General features: G+C 37.8%; 16 protein-coding genes and 3 pseudogenes. 14 read left to right on the top strand and 5 right to left on the bottom strand.

Features of this window, described 5'->3' with window-relative positions; translation table 11 throughout:
* Positions 1–157: 157 nt before the first annotated feature.
* Positions 158–1,261 (bottom strand): annotated as a pseudogene (locus F6K15_RS01980) (RNA-guided endonuclease InsQ/TnpB family protein).
* A gap of 155 nt (positions 1,262–1,416) precedes the next feature.
* Positions 1,417–1,866: a DUF3598 family protein gene (locus F6K15_RS01975; protein ID WP_293056448.1), complete on the bottom strand. Its 450-nt coding sequence runs from the start codon at positions 1,864–1,866 to the stop codon at positions 1,417–1,419.
* 422 nt (positions 1,867–2,288) lie between these two features.
* On the opposite strand from F6K15_RS01975, the gene F6K15_RS01970 reads away from it, so the two are divergent.
* Entirely contained in the window at positions 2,289–3,362 is a 1,074-nt protein-coding gene (locus F6K15_RS01970) for a YheT family hydrolase (protein WP_293056446.1), read from the top strand.
* Positions 3,363–3,450: 88 nt separating this feature from the next.
* Here the strand turns inward: F6K15_RS01970 and F6K15_RS01965 are convergent, their stop codons facing one another.
* From F6K15_RS01965 to F6K15_RS01955, 3 genes are all read right to left on the bottom strand, one after another.
* Positions 3,451–3,819, bottom strand: a complete 369-nt coding sequence (locus F6K15_RS01965; RefSeq protein ID WP_293056444.1) for a hypothetical protein — start codon at positions 3,817–3,819, stop codon at positions 3,451–3,453.
* On the bottom strand, positions 3,774–3,938 hold the full coding sequence (locus F6K15_RS01960) for a DUF4347 domain-containing protein (protein ID WP_293056441.1): 165 nt from the start codon (positions 3,936–3,938) through the stop codon (positions 3,774–3,776). The genes F6K15_RS01965 and F6K15_RS01960 overlap by 46 nt, the downstream gene beginning before the upstream one ends.
* A gap of 115 nt (positions 3,939–4,053) precedes the next feature.
* Entirely contained in the window at positions 4,054–4,212 is a 159-nt protein-coding gene (locus tag F6K15_RS01955; protein ID WP_293056439.1) for a hypothetical protein, read from the bottom strand.
* A gap of 600 nt (positions 4,213–4,812) precedes the next feature.
* On the opposite strand from F6K15_RS01955, the gene F6K15_RS01950 reads away from it, so the two are divergent.
* The 13 genes and pseudogenes from F6K15_RS01950 (at position 4,813) to F6K15_RS01890 (ending at position 15,527) form a co-directional block, all read left to right on the top strand.
* Positions 4,813–5,313 (top strand): DUF2231 domain-containing protein, encoded by a 501-nt coding sequence (locus tag F6K15_RS01950; RefSeq protein WP_293056436.1) that lies wholly within the window; start codon positions 4,813–4,815, stop codon positions 5,311–5,313.
* Positions 5,250–5,915 carry a DUF2231 domain-containing protein gene (locus F6K15_RS01945; protein ID WP_293056434.1) on the top strand — a complete coding sequence of 222 codons (666 nt, stop codon included), beginning with the start codon at positions 5,250–5,252 and terminating at the stop codon, positions 5,913–5,915. The genes F6K15_RS01950 and F6K15_RS01945 overlap by 64 nt, the downstream gene beginning before the upstream one ends.
* 272 nt (positions 5,916–6,187) lie before the next feature.
* Positions 6,188–6,901: pseudogene (locus F6K15_RS01940) on the top strand (RRXRR domain-containing protein); the annotation flags it as partial.
* Between the two features lie 295 nt (positions 6,902–7,196).
* A complete protein-coding gene (locus F6K15_RS01935) occupies positions 7,197–8,102 on the top strand; it encodes a cytochrome c oxidase subunit II (protein ID WP_293056432.1) in 906 nt (301 codons plus the stop codon).
* A gap of 342 nt (positions 8,103–8,444) precedes the next feature.
* Positions 8,445–10,127, top strand: a complete 1,683-nt coding sequence (ctaD, locus tag F6K15_RS01930) for a cytochrome c oxidase subunit I (RefSeq protein WP_293056430.1) — start codon at positions 8,445–8,447, stop codon at positions 10,125–10,127.
* 475 nt (positions 10,128–10,602) lie between these two features.
* Positions 10,603–11,217: a heme-copper oxidase subunit III gene (locus F6K15_RS01925; RefSeq protein ID WP_293056428.1), complete on the top strand. Its 615-nt coding sequence runs from the start codon at positions 10,603–10,605 to the stop codon at positions 11,215–11,217.
* Between the two features lie 118 nt (positions 11,218–11,335).
* The gene (locus F6K15_RS01920) at positions 11,336–11,596 is read left to right on the top strand and encodes a hypothetical protein (protein ID WP_293056426.1); all 261 of its coding nucleotides are present in this window, start codon (positions 11,336–11,338) and stop codon (positions 11,594–11,596) included.
* 84 nt (positions 11,597–11,680) lie between these two features.
* Positions 11,681–11,878 (top strand): hypothetical protein, encoded by a 198-nt coding sequence (locus tag F6K15_RS01915; protein WP_293056424.1) that lies wholly within the window; start codon positions 11,681–11,683, stop codon positions 11,876–11,878.
* Between the two features lie 20 nt (positions 11,879–11,898).
* Positions 11,899–12,081, top strand: a complete 183-nt coding sequence (locus F6K15_RS01910) for a hypothetical protein (RefSeq protein WP_293056422.1) — start codon at positions 11,899–11,901, stop codon at positions 12,079–12,081.
* 89 nt (positions 12,082–12,170) lie between these two features.
* Entirely contained in the window at positions 12,171–13,688 is a 1,518-nt protein-coding gene (locus F6K15_RS01905; RefSeq protein ID WP_293056420.1) for a GMC oxidoreductase, read from the top strand.
* A gap of 257 nt (positions 13,689–13,945) precedes the next feature.
* Positions 13,946–14,098 carry a DUF4351 domain-containing protein gene (locus F6K15_RS01900; RefSeq protein WP_293056418.1) on the top strand — a complete coding sequence of 51 codons (153 nt, stop codon included), beginning with the start codon at positions 13,946–13,948 and terminating at the stop codon, positions 14,096–14,098.
* Positions 14,099–14,675: 577 nt separating this feature from the next.
* Positions 14,676–14,786: pseudogene (locus F6K15_RS01895) on the top strand (PD-(D/E)XK nuclease family transposase); the annotation flags it as partial.
* A gap of 360 nt (positions 14,787–15,146) precedes the next feature.
* Positions 15,147–15,527 (top strand): response regulator, encoded by a 381-nt coding sequence (locus tag F6K15_RS01890; RefSeq protein ID WP_293056415.1) that lies wholly within the window; start codon positions 15,147–15,149, stop codon positions 15,525–15,527.
* The last annotated feature ends 487 nt before the right edge of the window (positions 15,528–16,014 follow it).

Below are 16,014 nucleotides of genomic sequence, written 5' to 3'. Positions count from 1 at the left end.
ATGATATCATGCCTTAAATCACCAACGCCCAAAATGGTATTATTTAAACTATTTGCTTGTCCTGCTCGCTAACGTGTGAAGATATATATTTTTTAATTTATTCCCACACTGCTCTATAAAACCGATATAAAACGTCATAAGCGCGACATTTTACTGTTTACTTCCTGCTTCTACCGGAACTGTCGGCAGCACTCCGTCCACAGGCATTGACGGGTCTTGCCCGACCGCATCTCTCGCTCTTTATACTGGCGTTTAAATCTCTGTCTATTGACAAGCCACACTCAGGGCAATCATAAGTCCTGAGATTTAATGGCATATCCTGAACATGACCGCAGTTAGAACAAGTCTTTGATGATGGAAAGAATCTATCTACTACTACCACCTTAGAACCCACCCCTCTTGCTCCCCTCCCAGGAGGGGATGGGGGTGGGTTGTGGTTTTTGGCTAAGTCTGTTGTCAATTTATGAAGTGCGTCTTTGCGGATGTTAGCTACTTTTCTATGCAACCTAGCTATCTTCAGTTGTGCTGCCCGACCGTTAGCAGAACCCACCTCTTTATGACGATTTAGGTATTGCAGCCTAGACAACTTAGCTGTCATACTCTGATAAGATTTCACACTTTCAAATACTTTTCCATCACTTAAAGTAGCTAAGGTTTTTACACCTAAATCTACACCTATGACATCAGTTGTTTTGGGTGTGGTTATGGCCTGAAATTCATAGCTACAGCTCAGATACCAATCACCACCTTGTCTGCTAATAGTTATTTTTTTAGTTGTTGCCTCAATGGGTTCATAAGTTTTGACCATACCAATAAAAGGTAATTTATGATTCCACCCGTTTAATTCTACTGGCTTTCCACAATTATCAACCCTTGTTTGCGTAGCATTCCGTAGGAAAAGAATCATGTTTACCTTTTTTCTTAAACCTTGGGCGTTTACCCAACCCTTGTTTGCGCAGCATTCCGTAGGAAAAGAACCTCTTAAATGCTTCACCTAAGTTGCGAAAAGCATATTGATAAACTTTAGATGACAAGTTTTTTATCCTTGGATAAAGTGGTTTTGTGTGATTGGTAAAAACCTCTCTAAGCTTACGTTTGCGCAGCATTCCGCAGGAAGCATTAGGCTTATAACCATCTCTAATAAGCAGCATTCCACAGACTTAAGCCCCAGTTATAAACCCCAGAGCGAATAGCCAGCGTGTTGAGCCATCAGAGTTTTCTGTTTATTATTAAGTTTCAGCTTTGTAATGATGGATTTCATTTATGGGTAAGTGCAGCTTGTCTAAAAGTATGTTTTTTAACGTATTATATCGTTATTCTCTGATTAAGTCAATGCTCCCCATCTCCCCATCTCCCCATCTCCCCTCCTGACTCCTAATTTATGACTCCTGACTCCTAATTTATGACTCCTGACTCCTAATTTATGACTCTTTCTTCTTTAATTATTGTTCGTTTAACTATTTGATGATTATTAAACCAATGCCAGGTTCTAGCGCGATGATTATTATCAGGACTAATATTAATCATTTCATAGATATATAAATCTGGCATTCCTTTATAAGTAATCCACAAAATAATTGTTGAATTATCAGCTTCCCAAGCGTAACCATCCAACCTTTCTGTATCAAACCAAATCTTTTTATCTCGATAGATTCCAGGAAATTTATATTCTTCTTTTTTACCATCTTCCCACTCATAACGATTAGTTTGAAAATAGGGATATTCTCCATTATCTGGAAATTGACAAGTTAAATGAGAATTGTGTTTATCAATAATATTTCCCTCATTATCTACTATTGTATATGTTCCTTTCCAATCTCCTTCATGGCGGACTAATACGGGCATTTCTTCTCTAATTTTGGACATAATGTAACTCCTAATGGGACAAAGATAATTATGCTAATTGCTAAATTGATATTACAGCAGTTTTCGAGTTTTGGAGGTACAAATTTTTATGCTTTTAGGGAACAGAGAATCGGAAATAATAATTATAGAACCCATTTGAGAACTATCTATTTACTTTCTCCCAAGTAGGCATCAATTGGAAACCAAAAGCATTTGGGTATGATTTACCAATTATTTATCTAATTTGGTTGTTAATAACTTTCCTTTTATACATTATCTGTGACTGGTTCACTAAGTACAAGAAAAAGCATCGAGGCAAGTGGTGGTTGAATTACTTATAAAGACCAATTATTGACCGAAAAATTCTGGATTATAAAATTTCATCGCCAACTGATATACTATCTAATCAACAAATTTAAGTTTTATGAGATTAACATTTATCTATGGGTTATCCTTCTTATACTCCTCCGTGGTTCCTGAAAAATGGTTTAGCAATGACTCTTTATGCAGCCTTTTGGACACCCCGTTTTTGGGAAGAAACTACTACATTTCCAAAGCCTTCTTACCAAGAGAAAATTTTTATTGGTGCAAATGATGTGCCAATTTTTGGCTGGATGGCTATACCAGAAAACCCAAAAGGTACAATTATTGGGACTTATGGAATTACAGGAGAGTTAGATAATCAATGGTTCTTAAAACTATTAGGACGTAAAGCTTATGCTCAAGGTTATGCCGTAATTTTATTTGATTGGCGTGCCCATGGCAAGACAGCATTACTATCAGAAACTCTAACTTCAGATGGCATTTATGAAGGGCAAGATTTTGTTCATATTGCTGCTCAAGCAAAAGCAATGGGTTGTCCGCCTAATTTTTGGTTTACTGCATATTCTTTGGGAGGGCAACTAGCACTTTGGGGTGCAAAAGTAGCAGACAGTTTGGCCCCAGAATTAGGGTTAGCAGAAACAGATATTGGTGGTTGTGCAGTTATTTGCCCCAGTCTAGAAGCTCAACGTTCTCTCTCTTATTTAGATAGTTCTCCTTTAGGAAGATACTTGGATAAAGGAATTACTAAAAACCTCAAAAAATTAGTTTGGTTAATTCACGAGCATCATCCAGATTTTATCGATCCAGAAGCAATAGAGCGTGCTGATTCTATCTGGAAATTTGATGAAGAATTTGTGATTGAAAAGTTAGGATTTTCATCAGTAGAAGCTTACTATCAAGCAACAAGTCCTCTATATTTTTTGCCTCATTTAAAAAAACGAACATTGATTATTTATGCTGAAGATGACCCCATGTTTGACCCAACAATTGCAGCAGATTTAAAAGCTGCTTGTGACAGTAATTCTGCTATTGATTTAATGTTAACTCGTTACGGTGGTCATGTAGCTCATGTTAGCAGTAATTCTTGTCAAGCTCATGCTCAAGATCCTGATGTTTGGTGGGCATTGAATCGAATTTTTGAATGGATTAAACAAAATGAAACATCAACATTAACTACTTCAGTTACTGCTTAAATTAATCATTTGGAATTGGGTGATAATCCTAATTCCTTATATTAATTAGTTGCTTATTTTGTAGCAAATATTTAGCTAATTAATTTTACTACCTAATTTGAAAATTATTCGCCTCTAGAGAAACATCATTATTCAAAATGGCAAATTGAGCACCATCTCCTAAACCAGATTCACTAGCATTATAAAATAATGCGCCACTGGCAGAATTATAAACAATAAAAGCACTATTAGTGGCAACAGCATCATCACTTTCAACTATGGCAAAATCTGTTTCCACACTGAAGCCTTCACCTGCATTACTCTCTAAACCAGCAATTTCCGCCGCAAAATTAGTAGCATCAGCAAAAGAGCCATCTCTATTTCCTAATAACACTGAGACACTATCGAACGCCACCAAAATGTTAGCTGTGGCTAAGTCGAGATTTTCATCAGTCCTATCCGAGTTTCTAACTGCCAACTACCACCTTTCGCAATATTTCCCACCCGATGCGCCGATGCTGCAATATTTGCTCCTGTTAACTGGTTGAGAGAATAGAGAAATTGGCGATCGCTACCGACATTACAGCCATAAAGCAAAATCTCCTCAACTGCCCATTCTTGTAGTATAGTAGTTTAACTTAAAAATGAGACGTTTTTTCGTCTGAAACTTCCTCAGAGCAAGAAAGCTTTGTCTCAATCTAAAGTTAAATGACTATAACCCGCTATATTGATCAATATTCTCCCGACTCACAGGAGTTAAACCCCAAGTACAAAACACTATCAGCACCGTGTACAGGAGAATGGGGTCGATGGGAATTCTCACCCCACCAACCGCATTTGCATCGTGTAGACCGTGAGGTATTAAACCCATAAGGTATAAAGATTAATGTTAATCTTTAATTAAAGCATAAAAAAATCTGGAAAGCAAGACTGATTTAGCTTGAAAAACATTAATTTTTTCTGTAAATTTAGTTACAGGATTTGAGTCAGATTGAAAATATCATAATATTAAATTTTAATTAAATATCTAGCTTTTGTAGAGTTGAGGTCGATTATTGCTAATACAAAATCCGACTTAATATCCCCTCTAATTAAATGCCTATAATCTTTGGAAATTAAGCTATATAGCTATTACAGAAAAGATATATAATTTTAAGGATTGTCAGAACTACGGATTATGATTTTTTTTACCTTTTCAGAATAAAAATAGTTTAGTTAATTATGACAAACCATAAAATCTGAAAAAAAAATAATGTTGCCTTGACTACATTACTTTTTCACTTTGATTAAAGAAAAAAAATGAGTATATTTTGAGAAAAACTGTGAGAATTGATACGGTAAAAAACAGACAGATTTTATAAATTCAGTTAGAACGTTGTGAGAAAAAGTTGATGCAAATATTTGCCTGTCGTAACTCATAAAGTTTACATTTTTTTCACGCATATCTACTGATTTACTGAAGGAGAAGACTATGTGGGAGTATCTACCACCATTAAACGATCATTACTTGCCCTATCCAGATACAATACATCCCATCGTTGTCCACTTCGTAATAGCGATGGTATTATTTGCTTTCGTATGCGATCTTATTGGTTATTTTACTCGTAATTACCGTTTATATGAAGTAAGCTGGTGGAATATGTTTTTCGCCACAATTTCTATTTTTATCGCTATAATATTCGGTCAGTTTGAAGCAGGTCTGGCACAACCCTACGAAGCAGTCCAACCGGTCCTAAATTTACATACCTTGATTGGTTGGTCTCTGTCAGGAATCATTGCTGCACTTACTGGTTGGCGGTATGTGATTCGTTCAAATAATACAGAAAAACTGCCGATGCCATATCTGGGATTGGGGTTGGTGCTAGTAGGTATAGTTTTCTTCCAGGTATATCTTGGAGATAAACTGGTTTGGGTATATGGGTTACATACAGTGCCAGTAGTGGAAGCGATCGAGGAGGGAATTTTACAATGAACCCAGAATTAATAGATAGTTTGAGTTCTCAATTAGGGGCAAATGGTCTCCCATACAGCATCCCAATTCATCCTAATTTAGTTCATCTGACTTTAGGTTTGTTTATTATGGGAATCGCTTTTGATATTGTGGGTGTACTTTTCCCTCTACAAAAACCAGTATTTAAACTTTTAGCAATATCCACTACTCGTTCTAACTTTTTTGATGTAGGTTGGTACAATATGCTCGCCTCATCAATAATTACATTTTTTACGGTAGCAGCAGGGTTTTATGAAATCATGCTAGCGAGACCATCCGCAGAGCTAAAAAGTGCCTGGGGATTCGGAGCTATGGATACTATGATTTGGCACGGTGTTGGTGGTGTGTTCCTTTTAGCCTTCATTGTAGGGATGACGATCTGGAGAGGATTTCAACGCTATATCTGGTCTAAGGACAAACTTCAACAAGTGCAGTGGAGCTATTTAGCAGTGGGTTTATTCATCATGTTTTTGATGTATGTTCACGGAACTCTGGGAGCACAGTTAGCTGCTGAGTTTGGAGTACATAATACTGCTGATGCATTGCTAAAAATAGGCGAAAACCCCAACCAAGTACTTAAGTAATTTAGTATGGTATTTTGATGTCAACGACCCAAAACTAATTCCTAGAATATAGTGTAGGCTTGATAGGGCTAGTCTCTAATTAAGTCTTAGTTGACCCGTCTAAGTGTTCATTCACTACGTTATTTAAGTCACGATACCTGCAAATGCTCCAACAGTTTTTTGCTCTATCGGTAGTCATTAAACATCTTATTTGGGTATTGGAAGTGTGGCCACCTTAAAAAGCTTAAATAACATTGACAAGTTGGACATTACCCTAGCAATAGGAGATTCTTATGTTAAACAAAAATTCAGTTTTTGTTCTAAATAATAACAAAGTACCTTGTGACCCAATTCATCCTGCTAAGGCCAGAAAATTATTATCGGAAGGTAAAGCAGCAGTATTTAGAAACTATCCATTTACTATTATTTTGAAGTCGGAATCAAAACCCACAAAAAATTACAGAATTAAGGTTGACCCCGGTGCAAAATTCACTGGTTTAGCTTTGCTATCAAATTCTAATATAATTTGGTGTGCTGAACTTGAACATAGAGGCTTTCAAATATCTGAATCATTAATTAAACGTAGACAAGTTAGACGTTTTCGTAGAAACCGTAAAACCAGATATCGTCAACATGGTATTAGTAAATCTCATTGGACTGATGCTGCTTGTGTTGGTACTTCTACTCCAGATAGTTTAAATATTAGTAACTATCAGCCATTAATAATCAAAGCTATGGGTAGAGGTAATAGACAAATGGTTAAGCCAGATAAATATGGTTTTCCTAAAACAAAGCCTAAACTAAGACAGAAATCATTCTATGGTTTTCAAACTGGAGATATTGTCAAAGCTGTTGTTACTAAAGGTAAAAAGATTGGCACTTATGTTGGTCGAGTTGCTGTTAGAAAGACTGGCAATTTTAATATCAAAACTCAAACTGAAACCGTGCAAGGAATTAGTTATAAGTATTGTAAAATCATCCATAAATCAGATGGATACATTTATAGTTTTGGTGAATTAGTTAAACAGGAAAGTACTAACTTTGTCAAGAAGGTAGTTAAAGTTTTAGATACTCCAATTCTACTTAATTTGTTTGATACTTCTGAGTTAACTACTGTTGGTGTTAGCGTTGCAAAGCAAAGTACAAACAAAAGTCAAAAGGAAAAAGAAAAAGTTTAATGGTACTGATAGAGAACAAATTTAATTGTTCTAATTTATTGGAGGAAAGTAATTTATTTGCTGGTTGCTTTCCCCCTAGCACTAAATCATAGATTATAGTGTAGGTCTCCAGCAACTATTTTAGATGAAAATCCGGACTATTTTGACATTGGGAGCGATCGCTCTCGTTTTAACAGCTGTTAGTATTGGGGTTGGACGCCTATCATATTCATGGCTTCCACCTCAAGCTGCAGCAGAATCTATATTGATAGATGACCTATTTAGTTTTCTCGTCACCCTGGGTACATTCATCTTTCTGGGGGTAACTGGAACCCTAATGTATTCAGTTCTATTCCAACGTGCTGCCAAATATGACTACAGCGACGGCCCTCATATTGAAGGCAACATCACCCTAGAAGTTGTTTGGACAGCAATTCCTATTTTTCTAGTATTTTGGATTGCTGCTTATAGCTACAATGTTTATAGAGAAATGGGAATTCAGGGACCGATGGAATTAGTACATCTGCATACACCATTAGAAATGGAATCAGCAATTGCAGACCCACTAAAACCCGTAACTGAACCTGTGGAGGAAATCGAAGTCTTTGCCAAACAATGGTCTTGGGTATTTAAATACCCAGAAAATGGTGTTACTAGCACCGAACTACACTTACCAGCAAATAAGCGAGTACGGGTAGCATTAAATTCAGAGGATGTGCTGCATGGATTTTATATTCCAGCATTCCGACTGAAGCAAGACATTATTCCCAACCATTCAATAGATTTTGAATTTACTCCCATTCGTGTCGGCAAATATAGTCTAACTGACTCCCAATATAGTGGTACATATTTTGCCACAATGCAAGCAGATGTAGTAGTTGAATCTGCTAAAGATTATCAAAGCTGGTTGGCCACAGCAGCAAATACCGAACTTTCTCCTGCAGCAAATCAGGCAACTACTGAATATATTGAAAAATCAAAAGCACCAGTGGAAGCAGGTTGGCCTACTGTTAAACCCGCTGCACCTCCTGTAGTTAATTATCATAGTTAAGAAGTCAAAAATTAGACTTGAACGCCTAAAAACTTTGATCAGACGATAATTTCAGGCAATTATTTGATATTTAAAGGAGCGAGACTATTTGCAGAGATCGAGGAAAAAAATTATTCCATGAAAGAAATAACTATAGACAGCATCGGTAGTAAGGTAGGTTGGGTTGACGTTTACGGAAACCCAACATCATATAGACGTTATGTTGGCTGACAGCCGCCTTTAACCCAACTTATACTTAAGCAAGCAAACCTAAAATTATGTACTTGTTTTGTTGGGTTGCGCTCTGCTTAACCCAACCTACAGAAATTTATATCTAGATACTCAAGGGAAAAAAATTACTCAATGAAAGAAATAACAATTGACGGCATCAGTGATGTCACGGAAAAACCAGAACACGAACAACCGCCTAACTGGCGACGATATTTCAGTTTCAGTACCGACCACAAAGTCATAGGTATCCAATATCTAGTTACCTCCTTCCTATTTTTCCTAGTAGGTGGAATATTCGCCATGGTAATTCGCGGGGAACTGATGACACCAGAATCAGACCTGGTAGACCGCACTATTTATAACGGAATGTTCACTATGCACGGCACGATCATGCTGTTTCTGTGGACATTTCCATCTTTAGTTGGTCTGGCAAATTATCTCGTACCGATAATGATCGGGGCGCGAGATATGGCATTTCCCCGTCTAAATGCTGCTGCATTTTGGATGGTGCCAGTAGTTGGCATCCTGATGATAGCCAGTTTCTTTGTTCCCGGTGGTCCCGCACAGTCAGGTTGGTGGGCCTATCCTCCAGTAAGTATACAAAATCCCACGGGTAATTTAATCAATGGTCAGGTACTATGGATACTTGCTGTTGCCATTTCTGGTGTTTCCTCCATTATGGGTGCGGTCAATTTCGTCACAACTATTGTGAGAATGCGAGCGCCTGGTATGACATTTTTCCGGATGCCAGCTTTTGTTTGGACAGTATTTGCTGCTCAGATTATTCAATTGTTCGGACTGCCAGCACTAACAGCAGGTGCAACGATGTTACTATTTGACATCACAATGGGAACTGGATTTTTTAATCCTGCCAATGGAGGAAACCCGGTTCTCTTCCAGCACTTTTTCTGGTTTTACTCTCACCCCGCAGTTTATGTGATTATTCTGCCTATCTTCGGCATTTTTTCTGAAATATTCCCAGTGTACAGTCGCAAACCACTATTTGGGTACAAAGTGGTAGTAATTTCATCAATGCTCATTGCCGGGGTAAGTGGTTTAGTTTGGGTACACCATATGTATGCGAGTGGTACTCCTCCCTGGATGCGGATGATTTTTATGTTGTCAACTATGTGTGTTTCTGTACCTACTGGAATTAAGGTATTTGCCTGGGTGGCGACTATTTGGGGTGGAAAAATTAGACTGAATACTCCCATGTTGTTTGCTTTGGGTGGGTTGATCATGTTTGTGTTTGCTGGTATTACTGGCATTATGCTCTCTGCTGTTCCTGTAGATATTCACGTTAATAATACTTATTTTGTGGTGGGTCACTTCCACTATGTTCTCTACGGCACCGTGACCATGGGAATGTATGCTGCTATTTACCATTGGTTCCCCAAAATGACTGGGAGAATGTACTATGAAGGTTTGGGTCAGTTGCATTTTTGGCTGTCATTCATCGGCACAAACCTCAACTTTTTACCTATGCACCCGTTAGGTTTACAGGGAATGTTGCGTCGAGTTTCTTCTTATGCACCTGAGTATGAGTTTTGGAATTTGGTTGCAAGTCTGGGGGCGTTTTTATTAGGAATGTCTACTTTACCGTTCATTTTAAATATTGTCAGTTCCTGGATACAAGGTAAGGAAGCTCCTGCTAACCCTTGGCGAGCGATCGGTTTAGAATGGATGATTTCTTCCCCACCAGATGTGGAGAATTTTGAAGAAATTCCGATAATTATTGCGGAACCCTACGGTTATGGTAAGTCGGAACCTTTGACTTCTAATGACCCCAACGGACATCATGCAGTTAACAGTTAACAGTTAACAGTTATTGCAGTAGTCGTAGATTGGGTTAAGCGACAGCGCAACCCAACAAAACTCGACCAAACCTACACCAACCTAACTGTTAGGTTCATCCTGCAGTGGTAGGTTGGGTTAAGCGAAAGCGCAACCCAACAAAAATATCTGTCTTAGTACTTACGCATGAGCGCTATTGGTAGTGGCGCGTCAAGCTGAAAATGATGTATTAAATTTTTTAGTATAATTATTGCTATGAATAAGGTTTGGAGAATTTTCCTAAAACACTATTTCAAGCTTGACGCGCTAGTAGGGTGTGTTAGCGCTAGCGTAACTGAGCAAGACTCCTTATGTAGTGCCTTTGCGTAAGTCCTGTATCTGTAATATGCGTCTGTTGGGTTTATCTTACAGATAAGCTGCGCTAACGGGTTCCTCAACCCAACCTACAACAGAGAATAACAAGGATAAAATCAGTAAATTAAAGGAGAATTCAAACATGGATAGTTCGATCGCATCAGAACAACTACAGGACCCTTTGCATTCAGGAGTTGCCGAACATACTCACGATGAAGAAGGCAATAGTATGTTCGGGTTTATCGTTTTCCTACTTTCGGAAAGCATAATTTTCTTGAGTTTCTTTGTCGGATACATTATCTACAAAACAAGTGCTACCGACTGGTTGCCGCCTGGTGTTTCTGGTTTGGAAGTTAGAGAACCTGCTATTAATACAGTAGTTTTGGTTTCTAGTAGTTTCGTTATCTATTTTGCCGAAAAAGCTTTAGAAAAGGATAACTTGACTTGGTTTCGCATATTTCTGTTTGCCACAATGGCAATGGGAACTTACTTTGTAGTGGGTCAAGGAATTGAGTGGAATAGTCTAGAATTTGGTTTCACAACGGGAGTATTCGGTGGAACTTTCTATCTGTTGACTGGTTTTCACGGCTTGCACGTTATGACTGGTATTTTGTTGCAAGGTATTATGTTGGGTCGCTCTTTTATTCCTGGTAACTATGATAACGGTCACTTTGGCATCAATGCTACTTCTTTATTTTGGCATTTCGTTGACGTAATTTGGATTATTTTGTTTATCCTGATTTATATTTGGCAGTGAAATAATTAGGAATTCAGGAGTCAGGAGTCAGGAGTCAGAATAAATTGTGTAGCGGTCTGTTTACAAGATTTTAAAATGTTGATAGTGTGAGCGTCTCGCTCACGCATGAGTTCTGAAAATGAGAGAAATTTCCACATACCAGGGTTCTGAAAAATGGGAGAATTTTGAAGATGGAAGCAAGATGCTACCACTACCAAAATCTGAAAATGGGGTGATTTTGAATATGGGAGCAAGATGCTACCACTACCAAAATTTGAAAATGGGAGAAATTTCCACATACCAGGGTTCTGAAAAATGGGAGAATTTTGAATATGGGAGCAAGATGCTTCCACTACCAAAATCTGAAAATGAGAGAAATTTCCACATACCAGGGTTCTGAAAAATGGGAGAATTTTGAATATGGGAGCAAGATGCTTCCACTACCAAAATCTGAAAATGGGGTGATTTTGAATATGGGAGCAAGATGCTACCACTACCAAAATCTGAAAATGGGGTGATTTTGAATATGGAAGCAAAATGCTTCCACTACCAAAATCTGAAAATGGGAGAAATTTCCACATACCAGGGTTCTGAAAAATGGGAGAATTTTGAATATGGGAGCAAGATGCTACCACTACCAAAATCTGAAAATGGGAGAAATTTCCACATACCAGGGTTCTGAAAAATGGGAGAATTTTGAATATGGAAGCAAAATGCTTCCACTACCAAAATCTGAAAATGGGAGAAATTTCCACATACCAGGGTTCTGAAAAATGGGAGAATTTTGAATATGGGAGCAAGATGCTACCACTACCAAAATCTGAAAATGGGGTGATTTTGAATATGGGAGCAAGATGCTCCCACTACCAAAAAATTAAATATTGATAGTTTAAATTGAATTCTCATTCCATTAATTATGACTCCTATATACTTAATTCAATACACCTCAAAAAAATTATTAAAGGAAGAATCAAATGATTATTGATGACCAACATTATGATGTAATTATTGTCGGTACAGGTGCAGGAGGAGGAACTTTAGCCTCTAAACTTGCTAGTACCGGAAAAAAAATACTCATCTTAGAAAGGGGTGATTTTATGCCCCTAGAAATTCAAAATAGAGCTCATGTTGATATCTTCAAAAAAGAACTTTATCGTGCCCCCGAAAATTGGTATGACAACGCAGGGGAACCCTTTTCTCCTCAGACAAATTATGCCGTAGGTGGCAATACCAAAATCTATGGCGCTGCTCTCATTAGGATGCGAGAAAAAGACTTTGAAACAGTAACACATCAAGAAGGAGTTTCTCCAGAATGGTGTCTCAAATACAAAGACTTTGAACCATATTACACTGAAGCAGAAAAACTTTATAAAGTTCACGGTCAAGTTAGCAAAGACCCAACCGAACCTACCCACAGTGCAGAATATCCTTATCCCGCAGTTGACCACGACCCAGAAATTAAAAAAGTTGTCGATGCGATCGCCGGGCAAGGTTTACATCCAGAAACTTTACCATTAACTCTTACCCGCGAAGAGGAAGACCCCACTGGAGACTCGGAAGTATTCGGTATTGCACCACTGCTCGACTCTCCTAACATTACTATTAAAGCTAATGCAAAAGTAGTCTGTTTACTCACCAACTCCTCTGGTAATACAGTTAAAGCAGTAGAAGTAGAAATTGGCAAACAATCATTTCTATTTTTTGGGGATATTGTCGTACTTGCTTGTGGAGCAGTAAATTCAGCAGCATTACTATTACGTTCTGCTAATGAAAAACATCCAGATGGTTTAGCAAACAGTTCCGGACAAGTGGGACGCAACCTAATGAAACATCTGATGACTGCCGTAGTGCAACCTAGTCCCAAACCTAATTCTGGGAACTTTCTCAGAAGCGTGAGTGTGAATGATTTTTATTGGGGGGATGAGAATTTTGCCTATCCCATGGGTCACATAGAAAATACAGGTGGTCTGCTGCAAGATATTACTTTTGCTGAGTCTCCACCAATTTTATCTGTGTTAGCAAAAGCGATGCCAGGGTTTGGGTTGAAACAGTTAGCATTGCGTTCCATTGGTTGGTGGTTGCATTCGGAAATAGTACCAGACCCCAATAACCGAGTTGAAGTCAAAGGGGATAAATTGTTTTTCCATTACACCCCCAACAACTGGGAAGCACACGATCGCCTAGTACATCGTTGGATGGATGTATTGAAGTTAGTAGACAAAGAGGTGGGAAATGCTGTTTTGAAGCGCGGCAGCATTTATCCCCGTGGGGAAGTTCCCATTGAGGTTGTAGCAAACCAATGTGGTACTTGTCGGTTTGGGGAAGACCCGAAAACATCGGTTTTGGATATTAACTGTCGTACCCACGATGTGGATAATTTATATGTTGTAGATAGCAGTTTTTTCCCATCAAGTTCAGCAGTGACTCCTGCATTGACTATTATTGCTAATGCTTTGCGGGTAGGGGAACATTTGCAAGAAAGATTGCAGTAATAATAGCTTGAAAATTGAGAAATTATATTTTTTCCACGTTGGCAAGTTTCAGCGTGGTTTTTTTTTATATGGCGCTACGCGCTAGGAAACAGGGAATAGCAAACTGTAATATCATGTCCGGATAAGAGCGTGATAGAACTCCGTTCCGCTTACGCGACCAAAAAACTTTCTCCTTCAACTCCAGTTCTTCTTCCTTCTTCCTTCTTCCTTCTTCCTTTTTCCTTACCTTCACGCTTACAATACCGATGCTACCGGACATGATATTAATTAACCAACATTTTGGAGAGGTTGATAAAAATATTAGTAATCAGATTTCTAATTTGTCTAGTGAAAATTTAGAAAATTTAGTTAAAGCACTGTTTGATTTGAATAGTCTAGAAGATTTATTGAGTTGGTTGGAGAATCTATAAATATTTCTCGTAGGTTGGTTTGAGGAAAAAAAACCAACAGATACATCTTTTTGTTGGGTTTCCTTACGTCAACCCAACCTACAAACTTCATTCAAAAAATCTGTAATGGCCTTGAGTAAAGATAGGCGATCGCTTACGGATAAATTCAAAGCTTTTTTTCTTAATTATTGTAGTTCAGACATGATTTTTATTCCTTCAAATTTATTTTATCTAAATATTATAATTAGAGGAATTTGATCGACGAGCGATGATGTTACAAGATAAGATAGAAAAAATAAATTATGCGACACAAGAAGCTAGAGCAGAATTGAGAGCAGAATGTAAATTAGAACTCGTCATGCTGTTATATCATGTCTGCTGGGGTGCGTTTGTGTAAAACCAAGGGTGAATATCTACAGGAAATTTACGTTTTTTCAAGCTTTTAAGCCTTCTTCCTTCTTCCTCCTTCCTTCTTCCTTCTTCTACGGATAAATTCAGAGCTTTTTTTCTTAATTATTGTAGTTCAGACATGATTTTTATTCCCTTAAATATTCTATAATATTAATATATTCTTATAGCTCTATTCACTATTATAATTATGAGATTTATCAGTCCTAAATTTGATTATGCCTTTAAAAGAATATTCGACTCTAATCAATCTCAAGAAATACTTATTAGTTTTCTGAATGCCATTATTTACAATGGTAAAAGGTGTAAAAGCTTGACCAAAAATTTTGTTTGCGCAACATTCCGCAGGAAAAGGAATCTTAAAAACGCAGAGTGCTAAAATTAATCTGTGTTTTATCCGACTGATGCTTAAAATGACAAATCTAATGCACTATTTTAGCTGTGTCGGTCCAGTAGGGTGTGTTAGTTTTACGTAACCCACGCCAACCACAGCACGTGGTGCGTGAAGTCAAATTGATCGCGTTTGCGTAGCATTCTGTAGGAAAGCGGAACGGAGTTTTATAGTTATTCCAGCAATGGTAACTGTGCTATCACACACCCTACTTAATCTTTTGTTTACTAACACAAATTCAATAATGTCAAATTAAATATATTTTATCGGATGGCAAAAAAACGTATTTTACTAATAGACGACGAAGAAGATATTAGAGAAGTCGCCCAACTTAGTCTAGAAATAGTAGGTGGTTGGCAAGTAATTACAGGTATCTCAGGTAGCGAAGCTGTTGCTAAAGCAGAAGCAGAACAACCAGATGCTATTCTCTTAGATGTAATGATGCCTGAAATAGATGGATTTTCTACTCTTAAACAACTACGAGCTAATCAGGCCACTCAGCAAATTCCAGTAATTTTCCTGACAGCGAAAGTTTGTTCAGAAGATCGCCATCAATTTTTGCAGTTGGGAATAAATGGAGTAATTACTAAGCCTTTCGATCCTATGTCTCTGGCAACTGAAGTAGAGACAATTTTGGGTTGGGTTCCATAGTGGTAATACCATTTCTCAAAAACTTTTCTACATTTTCTTAAGTAGGGGAGTAGGGACCCACCCCTAACCCCTACCGTGGAGGGGAAGAGGGGAGTACAAGATAATTAAACATGAGAATCATTAATATTGACTAGGTTGCTAATTAGCACAAAAATTAGGCGTTGCTGAATTGAAGTATGAATGTGCGATTGTTTGGTTCTCGCCTTCGCCCCCGCGCATCCACAAAAATGGGGGACTTTGAGAGTTTTATTCCCCCCCAATTTTGGCTTGCTCGGGTAGCTCTGCATCATACCCAGAATCAGCAACGCCAAAAATTATTATACCTGTGTTAATTACTTAATAACTGAAATGTTACTTAAATATAGTATTAATGAGTGGGAATTGGTATAATTGCTTTAAATTGACTACTGACTATTAATTACTGACTACTGACTACTGACCACTTCTTCAAGTTCAAAAAACTCTAAACTTTAGTGACTAAAATTAC

This window comes from Okeania sp. SIO2B3 (assembly GCF_010672525.1).
Lineage (GTDB): Bacteria > Cyanobacteriota > Cyanobacteriia > Cyanobacteriales > Microcoleaceae > Okeania.
This window is presented reverse-complemented; position numbering and strand designations above follow the sequence as displayed.

Coding starts and splice junctions, on each gene's coding strand:
- F6K15_RS01975 (WP_293056448.1), bottom strand. CDS start 1,866: ATGTCCAAAATTAGAGAAGAAATGCCCGTATTAGTCCGCCATGAAGGA.
- F6K15_RS01970 (WP_293056446.1), top strand. CDS start 2,289: ATGGGTTATCCTTCTTATACTCCTCCGTGGTTCCTGAAAAATGGTTTA.
- F6K15_RS01955 (WP_293056439.1), bottom strand. CDS start 4,212: ATGGGTTTAATACCTCACGGTCTACACGATGCAAATGCGGTTGGTGGG.
- F6K15_RS01950 (WP_293056436.1), top strand. CDS start 4,813: ATGTGGGAGTATCTACCACCATTAAACGATCATTACTTGCCCTATCCA.
- F6K15_RS01935 (WP_293056432.1), top strand. CDS start 7,197: ATGAAAATCCGGACTATTTTGACATTGGGAGCGATCGCTCTCGTTTTA.
- ctaD (WP_293056430.1), top strand. CDS start 8,445: ATGAAAGAAATAACAATTGACGGCATCAGTGATGTCACGGAAAAACCA.
- F6K15_RS01925 (WP_293056428.1), top strand. CDS start 10,603: ATGGATAGTTCGATCGCATCAGAACAACTACAGGACCCTTTGCATTCA.
- F6K15_RS01920 (WP_293056426.1), top strand. CDS start 11,336: ATGAGAGAAATTTCCACATACCAGGGTTCTGAAAAATGGGAGAATTTT.
- F6K15_RS01915 (WP_293056424.1), top strand. CDS start 11,681: ATGCTACCACTACCAAAATCTGAAAATGGGGTGATTTTGAATATGGAA.
- F6K15_RS01910 (WP_293056422.1), top strand. CDS start 11,899: ATGGAAGCAAAATGCTTCCACTACCAAAATCTGAAAATGGGAGAAATT.
- F6K15_RS01905 (WP_293056420.1), top strand. CDS start 12,171: ATGATTATTGATGACCAACATTATGATGTAATTATTGTCGGTACAGGT.
- F6K15_RS01900 (WP_293056418.1), top strand. CDS start 13,946: ATGATATTAATTAACCAACATTTTGGAGAGGTTGATAAAAATATTAGT.
- F6K15_RS01890 (WP_293056415.1), top strand. CDS start 15,147: ATGGCAAAAAAACGTATTTTACTAATAGACGACGAAGAAGATATTAGA.